Below are 15,971 nucleotides of genomic sequence, written 5' to 3' on the forward strand. Positions count from 1 at the left end.
AATTGACTCTTGTTGCTCATATCACAGCTAAAGATGACAAAATTGATCTGGTAAAGACTGAGCTTAAAAAGTTGATCGACATCACTCGTGCTGAAGAGGGCTGCTTGCAATACGATTTGCATCAGAACAATGAAAATCCAGCTCACTTTATGTTTTTTGAAAATTGGGAATCCCGTGAGCTGTGGCAGAAGCATATGGGTGCCCAGCACCTGAAAGATTACATGGCTGCAACTGATGGCGCGGTTGAGGAATTCAGTTTCAATGAAATGACGCAAATAGGCTAGGGAATATAGAATATAGAATTTAGAATTTAGAATTTAGAATGGAAAATTAAGAATTTAGAATGTAGAATTAAGAATTTAGAATGTATATAAGCAGGTGCACAAAATTAATTACACATTTTTAAAAACTCAAAGCCTTACACTGTAAGGGTTACAGAGATTGGTAGTAGCAAATTAATTTTGTTTAGGTGCTTAAATCAAAATTTATACCTTTTGCCTTGTCTTCATCAAGGTTGATGAGATGCAAGAGGTCTAATTTTTAATTCACTATTATACATTCTACATTCACCATTCTAAATTCTAAATTCTAAATTCTACATTCTACATTCACCATTCTACATTCTTAATTCACCATTCTAAATTCTACATTCTACATTCTACATTCTAAATTCTACATTCTACATTCAACCTTCAACCTTATTCAACCTTAGAGCAAACTCGATTCAACAACTCCTTAGGAATTGCCTCGAAATTCTCCAAAACAAAATCCATTAAAGCCAGATGGTATAAGGAATCGGCATTAGGAGTTTTATAGCGAGCACCTTGGGCCAGCCAGCTATTTACGGCGTAAGTTGAGCGGCAGCAGATGTTACCCATGTCTTCTTGATTGACTTGCCACTTGCCGTAAAACGCCTGGGGAGTCATGGACAGTCGGTAGTTGCTGTATAGGTAGATCAAAATTTCCTCTCGCTCAGTGATGGCACGAGGCATTGAATCTGGGCGTGTGGATTGGCTTTCAGCAATTTGGGCAAGCCGGTCTAGGGCTCGCTGACAGTGAACCAGATGATCTACTGACCGTTTTTTTGGCATCATAGAATTACCTCACACATAGCTTGTGACTGGGGATAAAGCCGCGCTTGTAGCGTCAACTTGAAAGCGCGGCTTTTTGTATAAACATCTTATGGGGACATTTTTATTATTACTAATATCTTGAAAAAAGTCAAGGCTATTTTTTTAGTTTAAACATTTTGTTACAAACAAAAAAAATACGATAGTGGTTATAGTTTATAGTTAAAAATATCAGCTATAAGCTATCAGTTTATATCCTAATAATATACACATTATTTTTACCCGATTCCCGATTCCCGATTCCCTCAAAAATTGACAACTACTATATAATGAATAAATCCTGAGCAATGATTGATCAATAACGGGTGCATCTCCTAAAAGCTGTTTAACCCGGTGGGTGGAATGGGCATCTTGCCCGTGACAATTTTCGGAAGGGCTGTCCCAATATTAGCGGTGCGTTACGGGACGGGCTTTTCCAATACTGGCTACGACGCGGAAAATGAAGGCGAGCCCGTCCCTAACGCACCCTACGCAAAATTTACTGTTTAACTACGTAACAAAGATGGAAAAAGCGACATTTGGTGGTGGTTGTTTCTGGGGAGTAGAAGCAGCATTTCGGAAAGTGAAGGGAGTAGTCTCAACTTCTGTTGGTTATATGGGCGGACATTTTCCTAACCCATGCTATCTAGATGTATTATCAAGAATAACCGGTCACGCGGAAGTGGCACAGGTGGAGTATGACCCGGAAAAAGTTAGTTATGAACAATTACTTGACCTATTTTGGTCTATCCATGACCCTACGACATTAAACCGTCAAGGTCCTGATCGAGGAGAACAGTATCGATCGGTGATATTTTTCCACAATCAGGAACAAGAAGTGTTGGCAAGACTGTCAAAACAAAAGCTGCAAGTTTCTGGTAAGTTTGATAAGGATATTGTCACTGAAATTAAACCAGCTTCCGACTATTATTTAGCTGATGACTATCATCAACAGTATTTTGAAAAGAAGCAGAAGTCTTTACGTTAAATATTGCAGGAGATAATAGGGAACAGGGAATCGGGAATCGGGAGTCGGGAGTCGGGAGTCGGGATTAGGAATCCCCAAGGCGATCAAATTAGTTAAGAATAGAGAGCAGGTATCAGGGAACATAAATAAGTAATTTTAGTTAGTTTTGGGTTTCAAAGATAATTTCAATTTTGTTTATTCCAAGAACATAACTTTGACTTATAAATCATGACTCCTGTCTCCTAACTCGTGGATCAAGTTGGTTATGTCAAACTAAGGTTATTTGCCTTAATTTTTATTCCCGATTCCCGATTCCCGATTCCCGATTCCCGATTCCCGATTATTCACAACTTCAGCGAAGTCTCATTCAATCGCATCGCAGCGAATTTCAACCATAAATCCATCGGGGTCATAAAAATAGATACCTCTGCCAGTAGGACGAGTTACTGGACCATGATCGATGGGAATTTGATTTTGTTTTAGGACTTCTACGGCTTGGTCAAATAACTGAGGATCGATATCAAAGGCGAGATGATTGACCCGAGTAAAGCCACGATGGGGGTCTGGATCCGGTGGTGATAGCTCTGGCTCGGAAAACAAATCCACCACAATGCCATCTGGGGTGACGAAGTTAGTGACTTTTCCGGCTTCGACTAGCGATCGCAAAGTACTGGGCACTTCTTCACCAGTTAGTTCATGTAAACCTAGCAATGTACCATAAAAGTGGCGCGATGCTTGGATATCCTTCACATTCAGAGCAATATGATGGACTCGACGGAGACTACCTGGAGTTAGGGTAGGTTTGATTACTTCAGGGCTAGAAACCATTTTTTTTAATAATTGTTAGTTGTGAATGGAAGTGCTAATAGTTAATTATTAATGGTTATACCGTTTTTAATTTGCTATTTAAATTTCCCCTTTTCCTGGTAACATGACCACTTTTTCTCAAATCTTAGCCCAAGAACTGTCATTAAGTGCGACTCAAATCGAGAATGCCCTGTCTTTATTTGCTGAAGGGGCAACTATTCCGTTTATAGCTCGCTACCGTAAAGAGGTGACTGGTTCTCTCGATGAAGTTCAGCTACGCACGATAGCTGAGCGCCATACTTATCTAACGGAACTTGAGCAACGGAAGTCAGTAATCCTGAATGCGATCGCATCTGCGGGTAAGCTCACCGATGAACTAAAGGCTAAGATCGAAGCTTGCCAGCAAAAGACTGAATTGGAAGACCTTTACCTGCCCTATAAACCCAAACGACGCACTCGGGCAACCATGGCCAGGGAGAAAGGACTTGAACCCTTAGCGGACTGGATTGAGTCGATGAACACTCCGGAGGTTAAATCAGTATCCTTATCTGAAGAAGCGGCTAAATACATTTCCCCAGACCATAAGCTCAATACGGTAGAGGACGTTCTTCAAGGTGCCTCTGATATATTAGCGGAAGCTGTAGCGGAAAAAGCCGACTTACGAGCCTATTTGCGGGATTATTTCATGAAATCGGGACTATTCGTCTCTCGGATTAAAAAGGATTATCCCGAAGGTACCACTAAGTTTGAAATGTACCGGGAGTTCCAAATCCCCGTGAAATCTGTAGCGCCACATAATATGTTAGCCCTGCTCAGGGGTGAAGCGGAGGGAGTCCTAAAGCTGGAACTCTCTTTTGATGAAGACTATGTTATGTCCTACCTAGAGTCTGAGGAAATCTACACCAAAGCTACCCTACTGCGAGAGTTTTACCAGACCATGCTCAAAGATGGGTTTAATCGGCTGATGAAAACCTCCCTAACTACGGAAGTACGTAGCGATCGCAAAACCTATGCTGATGCAGAGTCCATTAAAACCTTTGAAACCAATCTCCGAGAACTGTTGTTATCTCCTCCAGCAGGAATGAAGCCAACCTTAGCCATAGATCCAGGCTTCCGCACCGGTTGTAAAGTGGCTATCCTGGATGAGACAGCTAAATACATCACATACCAACCAGTGTTTCCCCATCAAGGCAGCCAAAAGCGCGAACAAGCTGCTAAAACCATTAAGAATTTAATTGAAACCTACCAAATCGAGCTAATTGCCATTGGTAACGGTACAGCGTCTCGTGAGACAGACGAGTTTATCTCGGAAGTACTCAAAACCATGGAGCGCAAACCGATAAAAGTAATGGTGAATGAATCTGGGGCATCGATTTATTCCGCCAGTGACTTAGCAAGAGAGGAGTTTCCGGATTTAGATGTCACAGTCAGGGGAGCGATTAGTATTGGCAGACGCTTACAAGACCCGTTAGCCGAGTTGGTCAAGATTGACCCTAAATCCATTGGTGTGGGACAGTACCAACACGATGTTGATCAAAAATTGCTCAAGAAGAAACTTGATGACACCGTGGAAAGTTGTGTAAACTATGTAGGAGTAGATTTAAATACTGCATCCGCTCAACTGCTAACCTTTGTATCTGGGATTAGCCCGACCATTGCTAATAATATTGTGACCTATCGCAATCAGCAAGGTGCATTCAAGAACCGTCGGGAAATCCTTAAGGTACCGAAGCTAGGGCCAAAAGCCTTCGAGCAGTCAGCAGGATTCCTAAGGATTCGCAACGGGGATAATCCGTTGGATAACACAGCCGTGCATCCAGAGAGTTATCCCGTAGTGAAAGCGATCGCATCGGATTTGCAGTTACCTCTAGCCAAGATTAACCAAGGAGCAGACCGGTTCAAATCAGTAGATTTGAACCGTTACGTCACAGATACCATCGGCTTACCAACCCTAGAGGATATTATCCAGGAATTAGAAAAGCCAGGACGAGACCCCAGGGCTGAGTTTAAGTACGCCACCTTCAAAGAAGGCGTAAATGAGCTCAAAGACCTAAGTCCTGGAATGGAATTAGAAGGAATTGTCACCAATGTGGTAAACTTTGGAGCCTTCGTAGATATCGGCGTGCATCAAGATGGGTTAGTGCATATCTCCCAACTAGCTGACCGGTTTGTAGAGGATCCCAAACAGATAGTAAAAGTGGGACAGGTGGTGAAGGTGCGGGTAATGGAAGTAAATGAAAAACTGAAGCGCGTTAGTTTGTCAATGCGATCGCCCAGGGGAAATTAGTGATCACGGTAGAAATAATAGGTATTTCTTGAACTTCACTGCCATAATACAGGCAAAACAAAATAAGGGCAGAAATTATGAAATTCAGAATCTTAGGAATTAGTGTACTCCTAGCCTCCTTAGGGTTAATCGCTCCTATCAATGCTGAACAGCGCGAGCAGTATCTACAACTGCTGCAAACTAAGGAATGTCGAAGCTGTGACCTGGTAAATTCTGACCTAGCCAGAGCTGATTTGAGGGAAGCAGACCTGAGATATGCTAACCTCCAGGGAGCCAATCTCAGTGGCGCTAACCTTTCTGATGCCATGCTCGAAAGTGCAGCAATGAGAGTTATTGATGGCACAGGGGCAACCTTCCGCAATGCCAACTTAGATTCAGCCTACGCCACAGGGGCCAACATGAGTCGCGCCGACTTCAGTGGTGCTAGCGTAGTGTGGGCAAATTTCATCAGTGCTGACCTGAGTGGTAGTTCCTTTAGGGGTGCTGACCTCAGTAACACCACCTTTCTGAATGCCAACCTCAATGGTGCTGATTTGAGTGGCGCTAACCTCAGTAACGCTAATTTCATTAACGCTGATTTGACTAACGCTAACCTTGATAATGCTAACCTTACTGGTGCGCAACTTCCTCGGTAAATTAGGGACTGCTAACGTTAATTAGCTATCAGCATTCAGCTATCAGCATTCAGCTATCAGCATTCAGCTATCAGCTATCAGCTATCAGCTTATGCGCTACGCGCACGCTACTTGAGGTGCTATCAGCTAATGGGCTACAGATGGGGCGTTGCATCAGTCTTCGAATGAATCGCAGTAGAGTGGGCATCCTGCCCGCCCGAAAATAAGCAAGAAACTGGCAAGATGCCAGTTCCACGCAAGATGCCCATTCCACTGAATAGGAGTAGAGTGGGCATCCTGCCCGCTGAATTCCAGTAGAGTGGGCATCCTGCCCGCCCGACAATATTGGCATCAATCGCAGTAGAGTGGGCATCCTGCCCGCCCGACAATATTGGCATCAATCGCAGTAGAGTGGGCATCCTGCCTGTTTGACAATAAGCATGAAACTGGCAAGATGCCAGTTCTACCAAGATGCCCATTCTACAGGTGCGACCCGTGGCGAATTTAATTCGCCTACGGAAAGCGCACCTAAAAACTCTTAAAATCATTCCATTATTAAGCAACGCCCACAAGCTGATAGCTGACGGCTGATAGCTGAATGCTTACAAGGAAAACACCTTACCCCATTGATAATTACTAAGGATTCTTATTGATACAGCCTGGTTTCTGAACGTACTGACAAACGCGCTGGTGAAGGATAGCTCTCGTTCCTACTGGTCCGACTTTAAAGATAACCTTATCCTCTATTTGCCCTCCCGGTATGATTTTGACACCACAGAGAGGACAGACTTGTGCGTTTTGTTCAGACATAGCTTTTGGTAAATGAACCTGATTGTTTTGTAGCTATATATAGCAATTCTTATAGCTATGAGGTACAAAGCGATCCCCCTAAATCCCCCTTAAAAAGGGGGACTTTGAGGTTGAGAAGCGTACCTCACAACTGCAATCAACGCTATATAGCGATGAGCGCAGGGAAGCTGATAGCTGATAGCACCTCAAGTAGCGTGTGCGTAGCACATAAGCTGATAGCTGATAGCTGATAGCTCCATTACCTATCCCCTGCGTCCAGCGCTTTTTCCCGATCAAACCACTACAAAGTTTACCAATTTACCAGGTACCACAATTACCTTCTTAATCTCCTTACCCTCTAGATATCGCTGTCCTACCTCAGATTCCCGAGCATAGGTTTCCAAAGCTGCCTTATCGGAGTTAGCGGGAACTTGAATAGTGCCGCGAGTTTTGCCTTTGATTTGAATAACCAAGGTAATTTCATCGGCTACCAAAGCATCAGGATCGTACTCACGCCACGGTTGATTGTGTATTGAAGAGCTATGACCCAGACTATGCCAAAGTTCTTCAGCAATATGGGGAGCAAAGGGAGCGAGTAATGTAATCAAGGTTTCAATCCCTTCTTTATAGACCGGGGAGTCTTTACACTTAGCATCAGTAATGCCATTACTTAGCTTCATCAATTCAGAAACCGCTGTATTAAATTGATACTCCCCTTCTAAATCCTCAGTTACCTCTTTAATGGCGGTGTGAATAGCTCGTCGTAAGTCTTTTTCCGGTTTAGTTAAATCACTATTAGACGGGCTAGATTTAGTGCTACCATTAGCAGCGAAATCCGATACTAAACGCCAGACACGATTAAGAAAACGGAATTGCCCTTCTACATCAGCATCATCCCATTCCAAATCTTTTTCTGGTGGTGCTTTAAACAAGATAAACATCCTGGCGGTATCGGTACCGTATTTAGCTACTACATCTTCTGGTGCGACACCGTTGTATTTAGACTTGGACATTTTTTCATAGAATACCGCCAACGGTTCCCCAGTCTCTGGATCTTTAGGGTCATTGGGATCGATATCTACAACAGCGAAATATTTACCAGTTTTGGTATTTTTGTAAGCCGTATTCTGCACCATCCCCTGAGTTAGAAGACGTTGGAAGGGTTCATCAATGGTGAGTAAACCGCGATCGCGTAATACCTTAGTAAAGAATCGCGAGTAGAGCAAGTGCAAAATAGCATGTTCGATTCCCCCTACATACTGATCCACTCCCATCCAATCATTGGTTTTGTTGGAATCAAACACAGCAGAGTCATTCTTGGCATCGGGATAACGTAAGAAATACCAGGAGGAATCGATAAAGGTATCCATGGTATCGGTTTCCCGTTTCGCTGGTGTACCGCAATTGGGACAAGGTACATTCACCCAACTGTCTAATTGAGCCAAGGGAGAAAGACCACGTCCGCTAAAGTCTACATCTTCTGGTAATTCTACTGGCAGGTCTTGGTCTGGCACTGGCACTGCGCCGCAGTTAGGACAATGAATCACAGGGATCGGGGCACCCCAGTAACGCTGGCGAGAGATTAACCAATCTCGGAGGCGGTACTGCACTCGGGCTTTGCCCCAGCCCTGTTGTTCAGCATACTCAATAATTCCGGTCTTGGCCTTGACGGAATCCATGCCATTGAATTGGTCAGAATTCACTACAATCCCCGGTTCCGTGTAAGCCGCTTCTAGAGGAGTGTCATTAACTGTCTCGACATCATCTGAAGTTGGGACAATCACCACTTTTATCGGTAATTGCTTTTCCTGGGCAAACTTAAAGTCTCTGGTATCATGAGCTGGTACTCCCATCACCGCACCAGTACCATACTCATACAGCACATAGTCAGCAATCAAGATTGGGATTTCATCCCCAGTGAAGGGATTAATTGCTTTACCACCAGTGGGAATCCCTCGCTTGGGCTTATCCTCTGCTGTCCGTTCCAGTTCACTTTGGTTACTGACTTCCTCAATGAAGGCTTCAACTGCAGCCTTTTGGTCAGGAGTAGTGACTTTGGCGGTCAAGGGATGTTCCGGTGCTAGCACCACATAGGTAACGCCATAAACGGTATCGGGACGAGTGGTGAATACACCAATTTTGTTATCTAAGCCCTCATCTGAGCTGTCATCTAAGCCCACAATGGGAAATTCTAGATAAGCACCAACAGATTTACCAATCCAGTTGGCCTGCATCAGCTTCACCCGTTCTGGCCAACCGGTTAAGGTATCCAAGTCCTTGAGCAATTCTTCGGCATAGTCGGTAATTTTAAGGAACCACTGACGCAACAGTTTCCGTTCCACCTTGGCACCAGAACGCCAGGAACGTCCTTCACTATCCACTTGCTCATTGGCTAGCACGGTCTGATCTACCGGGTCCCAGTTCACTGCTGCTTCTTTCTGGTAGGCCAGTCCAGCGTTGAAGAACTGTAAGAAAATCCACTGAGTCCACTTGTAATAGTCTGGGGAGCAAGTGGTTACTTCACAATCCCAGTCATAGGACAGTCCCAGGCGCTTTAATTGCGATCGCATTTGGGAAATATTTTGGTATGTCCACTTAGCTGGATGAATCCCGCGAGCGATCGCAGCATTTTCTGCCGGTAATCCAAAGGCATCCCAACCCATGGGGTGAAGTACGCGATAGCCTTGCATCCGGCTTTTCCTGGCAATCACATCAGTAATTGTATAGTTACGGACATGACCCATGTGCAGGTTACCCGATGGATAGGGGAACATGGACAGAGCATAGAATTTCGGCTTGTCAGTTTCTGTGGGGGTTTGGTACAAGCCTTGCTCTTCCCAAATTTGTTGCCATTTTTCCTCTATCTCGGTGGGGTTGTATTGTGACTGCACAAGTGATACTCCTTGGGTTTGATTACGCGCTTTAGCTTACGTCAGTGTCTTGATGCAGTCGCTCATGGGGGAAACCCCCAAGACCGCGCTGCATCGCTTATTACTGTAGTTTAATTTTGGCACATTCGTTAGCCAATGCCTGATCTAGTATACTTCTTGCGGATGTAGGGAACAGGAAACAGCGGATCAAGGAAAAGGGAAGTCAGAAGAGAGAATAGGAAACTTTGGAATTGGGGAAAAATACTGTTGACATCCTAACTATTTAAAATGCTATTTACGGCTTATTTTATAAGTAGTGAATTACAGCAATAAACATATTTATTTAAACTACTTTTTGACATTCACAAGAGGTAGATTATACTGATAATAGCCATCGTTTCAGAGTCGTTATATTACTATTAATCGTTTTCGTTTGATAAACGATGTGCTTCAAAACAACATTGGAGTGCTATATACTAAATAAATATGGATTATATAAGGATTACGGAGACTAGCTTAAGTAAACTGCGATCGGTAATTGAATTGCAAGAGGGCAGAATTGGTAACTATCCCTGGACTCAAGTTGATTCTATTGCTGTGAGTACTGAGGAAAAACAGCAATTAGAAGTAATCGAATCCCGCCTGATTAATCCCTCTATTCATCTGATGAATGAATCGACGATTTGGTCAAGAGGAATTTACCCCTTATTAGTCCTAGCAGAACGAGATGATATTGAAGCTTGGGCAAAAATTAATCTGGATGCGCAATACCCTAAGTTTAAACTAGAAGGCATTGCTGATGGGGGGCTAGTAAAAACGGTTGCTGGTCGCGTCACCCCTCCTTACTTGCTGGTAGTAGAGGCTCAAAAGGGTACAGAAGCAATAAATCCTTTATTAAAACTTTACGGACAAATCCTCGGTGCTGCTTGTTTAAACTCGAAGCGAGATCAAAGTCCAATCCAAACTGTTTTTGGTTGCTATACTATCGCTGATACCTGGAAGTTTTTGAGAGCAGAAGTTGAAGGCATAGAACAAGAGCGACCAATCATGCGCGTTGAGTATTCTCGTGAATATGTAGGAAGGCTGGAATCTGAGACTATTTGTAAGATTTTGAAAGGAATTGTTGATATTACAACTGAGGGGAAGTCACTGTAAAGTCTAGACTATATTTTTTTGTATCCTAGGGTGGCTAGGATAAATTAGTATAAAATAATCGCCATATCCCTTGCTATTTAAGGGGTAATAGCTAATTTAAACTACTAATTCAGTATAATCAGTCTAGGAGAGCCAATTTATTTTTGATCGCCAGAAGTAATTAATTCTCGTTAAAACTACTTTTTCGGAGTTCGGTAAGCTCCTCTTTTAATGTGACGGCATGTTTACTTAGTAGCGTCGGAATATCCCTACCCATACGGATAAAAGCAGCAATGGCGATGCGTTTTTCTCCCAAGGGTTCATCAAAAAATAGGGGTTGGTAAGGGGAGCGACGGAAACCCCTGTCATTCATGTAAGGGGAGGAGTCGCTCCCCTTACACAAACAGCAGTGTGGACATTGCTTCCTTTGGTTTAGAAGCTATAGGAGTATCCATCTTTCCGGTGTACAATGGTGCAATATTTGTGGCTAATTCCTTGAATTAGTCCATTTTTCGTAGAGATATTGAATGACCCACTCTTACGAATAGCAACACGGCCTGTATAAGTTCCAATTTTCTTTCCTTTAGTTACGATTGCGTTAACAATATCTCCCGTCTGAAAGCCTTTAACAAATTTCAGTCTGGTCACATAGCGACTAGGAAAACCAAATTTGTTAGTCCGACACATTTGGCGAGTGCCATGTCCTTTGGCAGTAATCAATAATGGTTGATAGTCTTCAATTCGCAAATTATCAACCTGACCAACATTAGCGGCGTCTAACCAATGAGTTTTAGGCAATTTTTGACGACAGCGATTGTACTTAGTCAATCCACCACTACCTGTTTCAATTTGCAGCCCAGTAAATTTAAGTTCGTTATAAAGCCGAACTCTGGTTGAGTTAACCGCTGCTGCATCAGCTAAAGGCTTTTTGGTCTGAGCCAAAACTCGCTTTAGGACACTAGGTTTGCTCGACAAAAATTGTTCGATTTCCTGAGCTCCTTTAGCCTGATTGCATTTATGGCAAGCAATCGCCAGGTTGCTTGCCCGGTTAGAGCCTCTTTTAGCTAATGGCTTAATATGCTCTATTTCTAAAGGAGTGTCAGCTGCACCACAGTAAGCACATTGGCGGTTCCACTTTTCAAGTAAATACTCGCGCAGTTCATACCCGTACAATGTACCTTGCTGATACTCAACACCAGATATCTCAGGGTTCTCCATTTTCTGAGTATCGAAACGGACTAACTCTTGAGAAATACCGGTTATTGGGCAGAATTTCATCAGTTTTTTAGTCCAAGTTAAGATGTTGTGGACTCGTGACATTAAACTGGGAGCCAACCAACCTTCAGGAGGTTTACGATTAAGGAATCTGGGCTTACGATATCGAGTTTTTCGGTTACGCCGAAAACGCCTTAATTGCCTGCGAGAAGTCAGGGCATCTTTAATTTGAAACCCCCGGTGAGTTAATTCAGCCCCCCAAATGATTTTGTCGTTTTGGACAATTGCCAAGCCTGTGGTTTTAGAGCCAGGGTCTATCTTGAGTTGATGTTTATGAGTTAAACAGTTTTCAGCCTCCAAGTCTAACATAATGATTGTGAATGGATAACGGCGGATGACCTTCGCTCTTCCTTGTTTAAGCAGTATTCTAGCCCTAGCAGGTTGGCAAGGGTCTAGTGGTTTTCTGTTTTTATCAAGTACGAATACGCGCATAATTACGTCTACTCCTATTACTAGGGTTTAGTTCGCTTCGCCAATGTTATCAGCCGGTACTTTCTCAAACACACTGACTTAACCTGATAAATCTGTTTAATATTTGAGTTCTAGAGCAACGGACTAGCGACGCATCCGATGGTAGGAACTTAAACACTTACTGATAACGTAGCCTTCAAAGAGACTAAGGCTGGTCAAGTATTAAGGCTACAAGCCCCCGGATTTAATCCGTGGGGTTTGCGCTACTCCCAGGTTCCTGACAGACAATATAATGTTCTCTAACAGGATATAAACACAGGGAGCTATCCCCTGTCAGATCCTGGCGTTTCGCAACTTTTTGATGGTTAAGGGCGATAAACTGTGCTGCTTTTTCAAGGTCATGAAAATACTGTCTTGTTAATTCATCGCCCCATCTGGCCCGTGACCATGCTTTGGCTTCCCGTAAATGCCGCCGGTGGGGGTTAGAACATAGTTTTTCCTAACCACAATCGAGATTATCTTCCTGTAAAATATCGAGGATGGATTCCGGGACAAATTCTTGATTCCTAATTTCCCGTAACCCTTGGATGATTTCTGAAACAATGAAATAGTCCTCCATATCCCGGCCAATCAAATCGCGGATGTATTCGCTAGGGGTTGCATAGACATCATCATCGCTTGCACGCATATCAACATAGCGGCGTAGTTTATCGGTTAGCTCGATATTCAGACTGCTGCTCATTGGGATCGCTTGTAAGTGAAGAAACCTTTCATCACTCTAGCACCAATGGCATTAAACAAGAATATTTGCCATATTAACCCAAGAGAAACAACATTCAGCGCAACATCAGACCAGGGGGCACAGTAGCGTGGCCAATTCTTGAAAGTTGTTCGCGCAGCGTGCGCGTAGCGCATAAGCTGATAGCTGATAACTGATAGCTGAATGCTTACGACTATATTTTTCTAGCAATCTGAAGAACAGACAGATAGGAAGTTTCAAGACTACTTCCCACTTCTAGCTCTAGTATTTCCTTCACCCCTTGAAACAAAGACTGTCGCTGCTTTGGGTCTAAAGCTATATAAGGTGATAAAGTACTCAAAAGCGCTAGATAATTATCAATACTATAGGTGACGTTACACACCAACTGTTCCGATACTAAGTCTTGAAATTTCCGGGAATTAATAACAGTTTCTGCAATTTTGCTGAGGTTCCGTTGATGAGTTTCTATCTCTTCACAGGGTTTCAGAGAGGGAGCGTGAGTTTGATAGACCTGATTCAACAGTTGGCAAACCTCATGGTTGGGTTGAGGAGGCGTATTCCATAGCAAAATCAGAAATCCATTGTCTTTTAGAGCATCAGCTGCTTTTTGATACCGGATTTCTTGTGAAACCCAATGAAAAGAAGTCGCTGCTAACACAGCATGGAATTTCCCAGTTTCTAGCTCCCACTCTTCAAAGGTACTATTGATAAGTTCTACAGCTGGATATTGGCTACAGTTATGTCGCGCTAGCTGGCAAGATTCCTGGCTCGGTTCAATAGCAACTATAGAGAAGCCCAAGTCAGCAAATGCTGTCGTAGCAGTGCCCGGACCGCATCCCACTTCAAGAATGATCCCATCGGCAGGAAGTTGGGCTAACTCCACGGCACGGTTAATCAGTTGCTGAGGATAGCGTGGTCTGGCCTGGTCGTAGGCTTCTGCAACCGAAGAATACCAAATTTTTTTCTCTTCCAAGTCTTTAGAGTAGATAGCTTGGATTAGTTCTTTAATGTCTTTCATCGTAAGCATTCAGCTATCAGCTATCAGCCGTGAGCTAAAGCTCACGCTAAGCGAACAGCTTAACATAAACCTCAAAAGGTAGAATTTAATAGTTCGAGATTAATCAGAATTGAAAGTCTAGGGAAAAGCCCAAGGCCATTCCCGTAGCGTGGCCAAAGGCCAAGGCTGACAGCTGAATGCTGACAGCTGAATGCTGACAGCTGAATGCTGACAGCTGAATGCTTACATTTAACATCACCGTAGTCCAACTAACTTTTCGCTCAATTCCCACAAGCGCTTAGCTTTAGAATCATCCATGGCTTCATTCGAAACTTCTTGAACAAAGGACTTACGACCTTCTTTTTGTCGATTACCCCAGCTCCAGTAAACACCGGATTTATTATAGTTAGGATCAGCAACTACTGTTGCTAGTCTATCGCCTGCTAATTCCTGGGAGACATAGCCTTTAGTAATGTTTTTCTGGAACAATGGGAATAGTTTTTGGAACAGGGAATAGTGGTTACGGAATAGAGCGGTTTCAGCAACACATCCTGGATAAAGGGAGCTGAAAACTATTCCGGTAGAGTCATGATAGCGGTGGTGCAGCTCTCGCATGGTCAGCATGTTACAGAGTTTGCTGTCCTTGTAAGCTTTTCCAGATTTAAAGGCTTTGCCATTAATCATTGAGATGGGGGGTTTGAATCCTTCTTCAAAACCCTTGAGGTCTCCCAGGTCTGGAGGTGCTGGAATTGGAATCTTTCCTCCCAATTCCTTGGGATTAGCAGTAACAGTTCCCACAATCACTAGCCTTGGCTGGGAAGAGGATGAATTCTTCAAATCCTCTAGCATCAGATTACATAGGAGGAAATGACCGAGATGATTAGTAGCAACACTCAATTCATATCCCTCGGGATTTCGCAACGGTTCCTTTGATAACGGCAGATAGATGGCGGCATTGCACACCAAGGCATCAAGGGTTCTGCCGGTTGCTCTGAAAGCATTCACAAACTGCCGGACACTGGCAAAGCTAGCTAAGTCAATATATAGCGCTGTATAGCTATCTTTTGGTATTCCCACCTCTTGGGCAGCTTTTTCAGCTTTATCGAGATTCCGACAAGCCATTACCACATGCCATCCCCAGGTTGTGGCAAGAGCTCTGGCGGCTTCCAAACCAACTCCCGAGGAGGCCCCTGTAATGATCACCGTTGATTTATGATCGTTTTCCATTTTCTTTAAAATTGATCGATTGATCGTAACTTTATTAGGTTCTCATCTTAAGTTACGATCAAAGATACTATCTTCCGGTTGAAGGTTACAGGTTGAAGGTTGAAGGTTAGGGGTTGAAGGTTACAGGTTACAGGTTACAGGTTACAGGTTACAGGTTACAGGTTACAGGTTACAGGTTGAAGGTTACAGGTTACAGGTTACAGGTTACAGGTTACAGGTTACAGGTTACAGGTTACAGGTTACAGGTTGAAGGTTACAGGTTACAGGTTACAGCCGGTTAACTTTAAACCGGTTAACCTACCCTAGACCGAACGCCAAAGGCGAACAACCTTGGCCTTTGGCCACGCTACGCGAACAACCTTCAACCGATTAAGGTTAAACCGATTAACCTTCAACCAGTTAACCTTCAACCTTCAACCAGTTAACCTTCAACCTTCAACCAGTTAACCTTCAACCTTCAACCGCCTTCAACCTTCAACCGCCTTCAACCTTCAACGGTGAAAAACCTTCAAGCTGTTGCAACTTGACCACATTACCAATGACTGCGATCGCAGGAGCAGAAAACTGTGTTTCCTCAATCTGAGCCACAATGGTCTCTAAGGTTCCAACCAACTGTTCGGAGTCAGGTCGTGTGCCCCAGCGAATCAGCACTACTGGTGTTTGGGGATTCAATCCTGCTTCACAAAATTCGGTGACAATCCGAGGCAGATTATGAACTCCCATA

At 43.6% G+C, this 15,971-nt stretch carries 18 protein-coding genes and 1 pseudogene; 5 read left to right on the top strand and 14 right to left on the bottom strand.

Features of this window, described 5'->3' with window-relative positions:
- The first annotated feature begins 2 nt into the window (after positions 1 to 2).
- Complete coding sequence (locus tag F6K37_RS15110) at positions 3 to 284, top strand: putative quinol monooxygenase (RefSeq protein WP_287251001.1); 282 nt, start codon at positions 3 to 5, stop codon at positions 282 to 284.
- Positions 285 to 698: 414 nt separating this feature from the next.
- Here the strand turns inward: F6K37_RS15110 and F6K37_RS15115 are convergent, their stop codons facing one another.
- Positions 699 to 1,094 carry a hypothetical protein gene (locus F6K37_RS15115; RefSeq protein WP_287251002.1) on the bottom strand — a complete coding sequence of 132 codons (396 nt, stop codon included), beginning with the start codon at positions 1,092 to 1,094 and terminating at the stop codon, positions 699 to 701.
- Between the two features lie 538 nt (positions 1,095 to 1,632).
- Between F6K37_RS15115 and msrA the strand changes: the two genes are divergently transcribed.
- Positions 1,633 to 2,097 (top strand): peptide-methionine (S)-S-oxide reductase MsrA, encoded by a 465-nt coding sequence (gene msrA, locus F6K37_RS15120; RefSeq protein ID WP_008188103.1) that lies wholly within the window; start codon positions 1,633 to 1,635, stop codon positions 2,095 to 2,097.
- On the opposite strand, the gene F6K37_RS15125 is transcribed toward msrA, so the two are convergent.
- Positions 2,089 to 2,220: a hypothetical protein gene (locus F6K37_RS15125; RefSeq protein ID WP_267872089.1), complete on the bottom strand. Its 132-nt coding sequence runs from the start codon at positions 2,218 to 2,220 to the stop codon at positions 2,089 to 2,091. The two genes, msrA and F6K37_RS15125, sit on opposite strands and share 9 nt — an antisense overlap.
- A gap of 219 nt (positions 2,221 to 2,439) precedes the next feature.
- The gene (locus F6K37_RS15130) at positions 2,440 to 2,904 is read right to left on the bottom strand and encodes a VOC family protein (protein ID WP_287251005.1); all 465 of its coding nucleotides are present in this window, start codon (positions 2,902 to 2,904) and stop codon (positions 2,440 to 2,442) included.
- A gap of 103 nt (positions 2,905 to 3,007) precedes the next feature.
- On the opposite strand from F6K37_RS15130, the gene F6K37_RS15135 reads away from it, so the two are divergent.
- Complete coding sequence (locus F6K37_RS15135) at positions 3,008 to 5,170, top strand: Tex family protein (RefSeq protein WP_287251006.1); 2,163 nt, start codon at positions 3,008 to 3,010, stop codon at positions 5,168 to 5,170.
- Between the two features lie 77 nt (positions 5,171 to 5,247).
- Entirely contained in the window at positions 5,248 to 5,805 is a 558-nt protein-coding gene (locus tag F6K37_RS15140; protein WP_287251008.1) for a pentapeptide repeat-containing protein, read from the top strand.
- A gap of 134 nt (positions 5,806 to 5,939) precedes the next feature.
- Here the strand turns inward: F6K37_RS15140 and F6K37_RS15145 are convergent, their stop codons facing one another.
- The 3 genes from F6K37_RS15145 to leuS all read right to left on the bottom strand — a co-directional run bounded on the left by F6K37_RS15145 (position 5,940) and on the right by leuS (position 9,464).
- Entirely contained in the window at positions 5,940 to 6,332 is a 393-nt protein-coding gene (locus F6K37_RS15145; protein ID WP_271968921.1) for a hypothetical protein, read from the bottom strand.
- An 88-nt stretch (positions 6,333 to 6,420) separates the two neighbouring features.
- Positions 6,421 to 6,594, bottom strand: a complete 174-nt coding sequence (gene nblD, locus F6K37_RS45505) for an NblD family protein (RefSeq protein ID WP_502887748.1) — start codon at positions 6,592 to 6,594, stop codon at positions 6,421 to 6,423.
- A 272-nt stretch (positions 6,595 to 6,866) separates the two neighbouring features.
- On the bottom strand, positions 6,867 to 9,464 hold the full coding sequence (gene leuS, locus F6K37_RS15150) for a leucine--tRNA ligase (protein ID WP_287251010.1): 2,598 nt from the start codon (positions 9,462 to 9,464) through the stop codon (positions 6,867 to 6,869).
- A 465-nt stretch (positions 9,465 to 9,929) separates the two neighbouring features.
- On the opposite strand from leuS, the gene F6K37_RS15155 reads away from it, so the two are divergent.
- Entirely contained in the window at positions 9,930 to 10,598 is a 669-nt protein-coding gene (locus F6K37_RS15155; protein WP_287251012.1) for a hypothetical protein, read from the top strand.
- Between the two features lie 160 nt (positions 10,599 to 10,758).
- Here the strand turns inward: F6K37_RS15155 and F6K37_RS15160 are convergent, their stop codons facing one another.
- The 8 genes and pseudogenes from F6K37_RS15160 to F6K37_RS15195 all read right to left on the bottom strand — a co-directional run.
- A complete protein-coding gene (locus F6K37_RS15160; protein ID WP_287251013.1) occupies positions 10,759 to 10,950 on the bottom strand; it encodes a hypothetical protein in 192 nt (63 codons plus the stop codon).
- A gap of 59 nt (positions 10,951 to 11,009) precedes the next feature.
- Positions 11,010 to 12,284 (bottom strand): RNA-guided endonuclease IscB, encoded by a 1,275-nt coding sequence (iscB, locus tag F6K37_RS15165; RefSeq protein ID WP_287251014.1) that lies wholly within the window; start codon positions 12,282 to 12,284, stop codon positions 11,010 to 11,012.
- 478 nt (positions 12,285 to 12,762) lie between these two features.
- Complete coding sequence (locus tag F6K37_RS15170) at positions 12,763 to 13,005, bottom strand: hypothetical protein (RefSeq protein WP_287251016.1); 243 nt, start codon at positions 13,003 to 13,005, stop codon at positions 12,763 to 12,765.
- The gene (locus F6K37_RS15175) at positions 13,002 to 13,178 is read right to left on the bottom strand and encodes a hypothetical protein (RefSeq protein WP_287251018.1); all 177 of its coding nucleotides are present in this window, start codon (positions 13,176 to 13,178) and stop codon (positions 13,002 to 13,004) included. Before F6K37_RS15175 ends, F6K37_RS15170 begins: the two co-directional genes overlap by 4 nt.
- A 38-nt stretch (positions 13,179 to 13,216) precedes the next feature.
- On the bottom strand, positions 13,217 to 14,041 hold the full coding sequence (locus F6K37_RS15180) for a class I SAM-dependent methyltransferase (RefSeq protein WP_287251020.1): 825 nt from the start codon (positions 14,039 to 14,041) through the stop codon (positions 13,217 to 13,219).
- A 103-nt stretch (positions 14,042 to 14,144) separates the two neighbouring features.
- Positions 14,145 to 14,276 (bottom strand): hypothetical protein, encoded by a 132-nt coding sequence (locus F6K37_RS15185; RefSeq protein ID WP_008188114.1) that lies wholly within the window; start codon positions 14,274 to 14,276, stop codon positions 14,145 to 14,147.
- Positions 14,276 to 15,247 carry a protochlorophyllide reductase gene (locus tag F6K37_RS15190; RefSeq protein WP_008188115.1) on the bottom strand — a complete coding sequence of 324 codons (972 nt, stop codon included), beginning with the start codon at positions 15,245 to 15,247 and terminating at the stop codon, positions 14,276 to 14,278. Before F6K37_RS15190 ends, F6K37_RS15185 begins: the two co-directional genes overlap by 1 nt.
- A gap of 474 nt (positions 15,248 to 15,721) precedes the next feature.
- Positions 15,722 to 15,971: pseudogene (locus F6K37_RS15195) on the bottom strand (uroporphyrinogen-III C-methyltransferase); the annotation flags it as partial.

It is taken from the genome of Moorena sp. SIO4E2 (assembly GCF_010671945.1).
GTDB lineage: Bacteria > Cyanobacteriota > Cyanobacteriia > Cyanobacteriales > Coleofasciculaceae > Moorena > Moorena producens.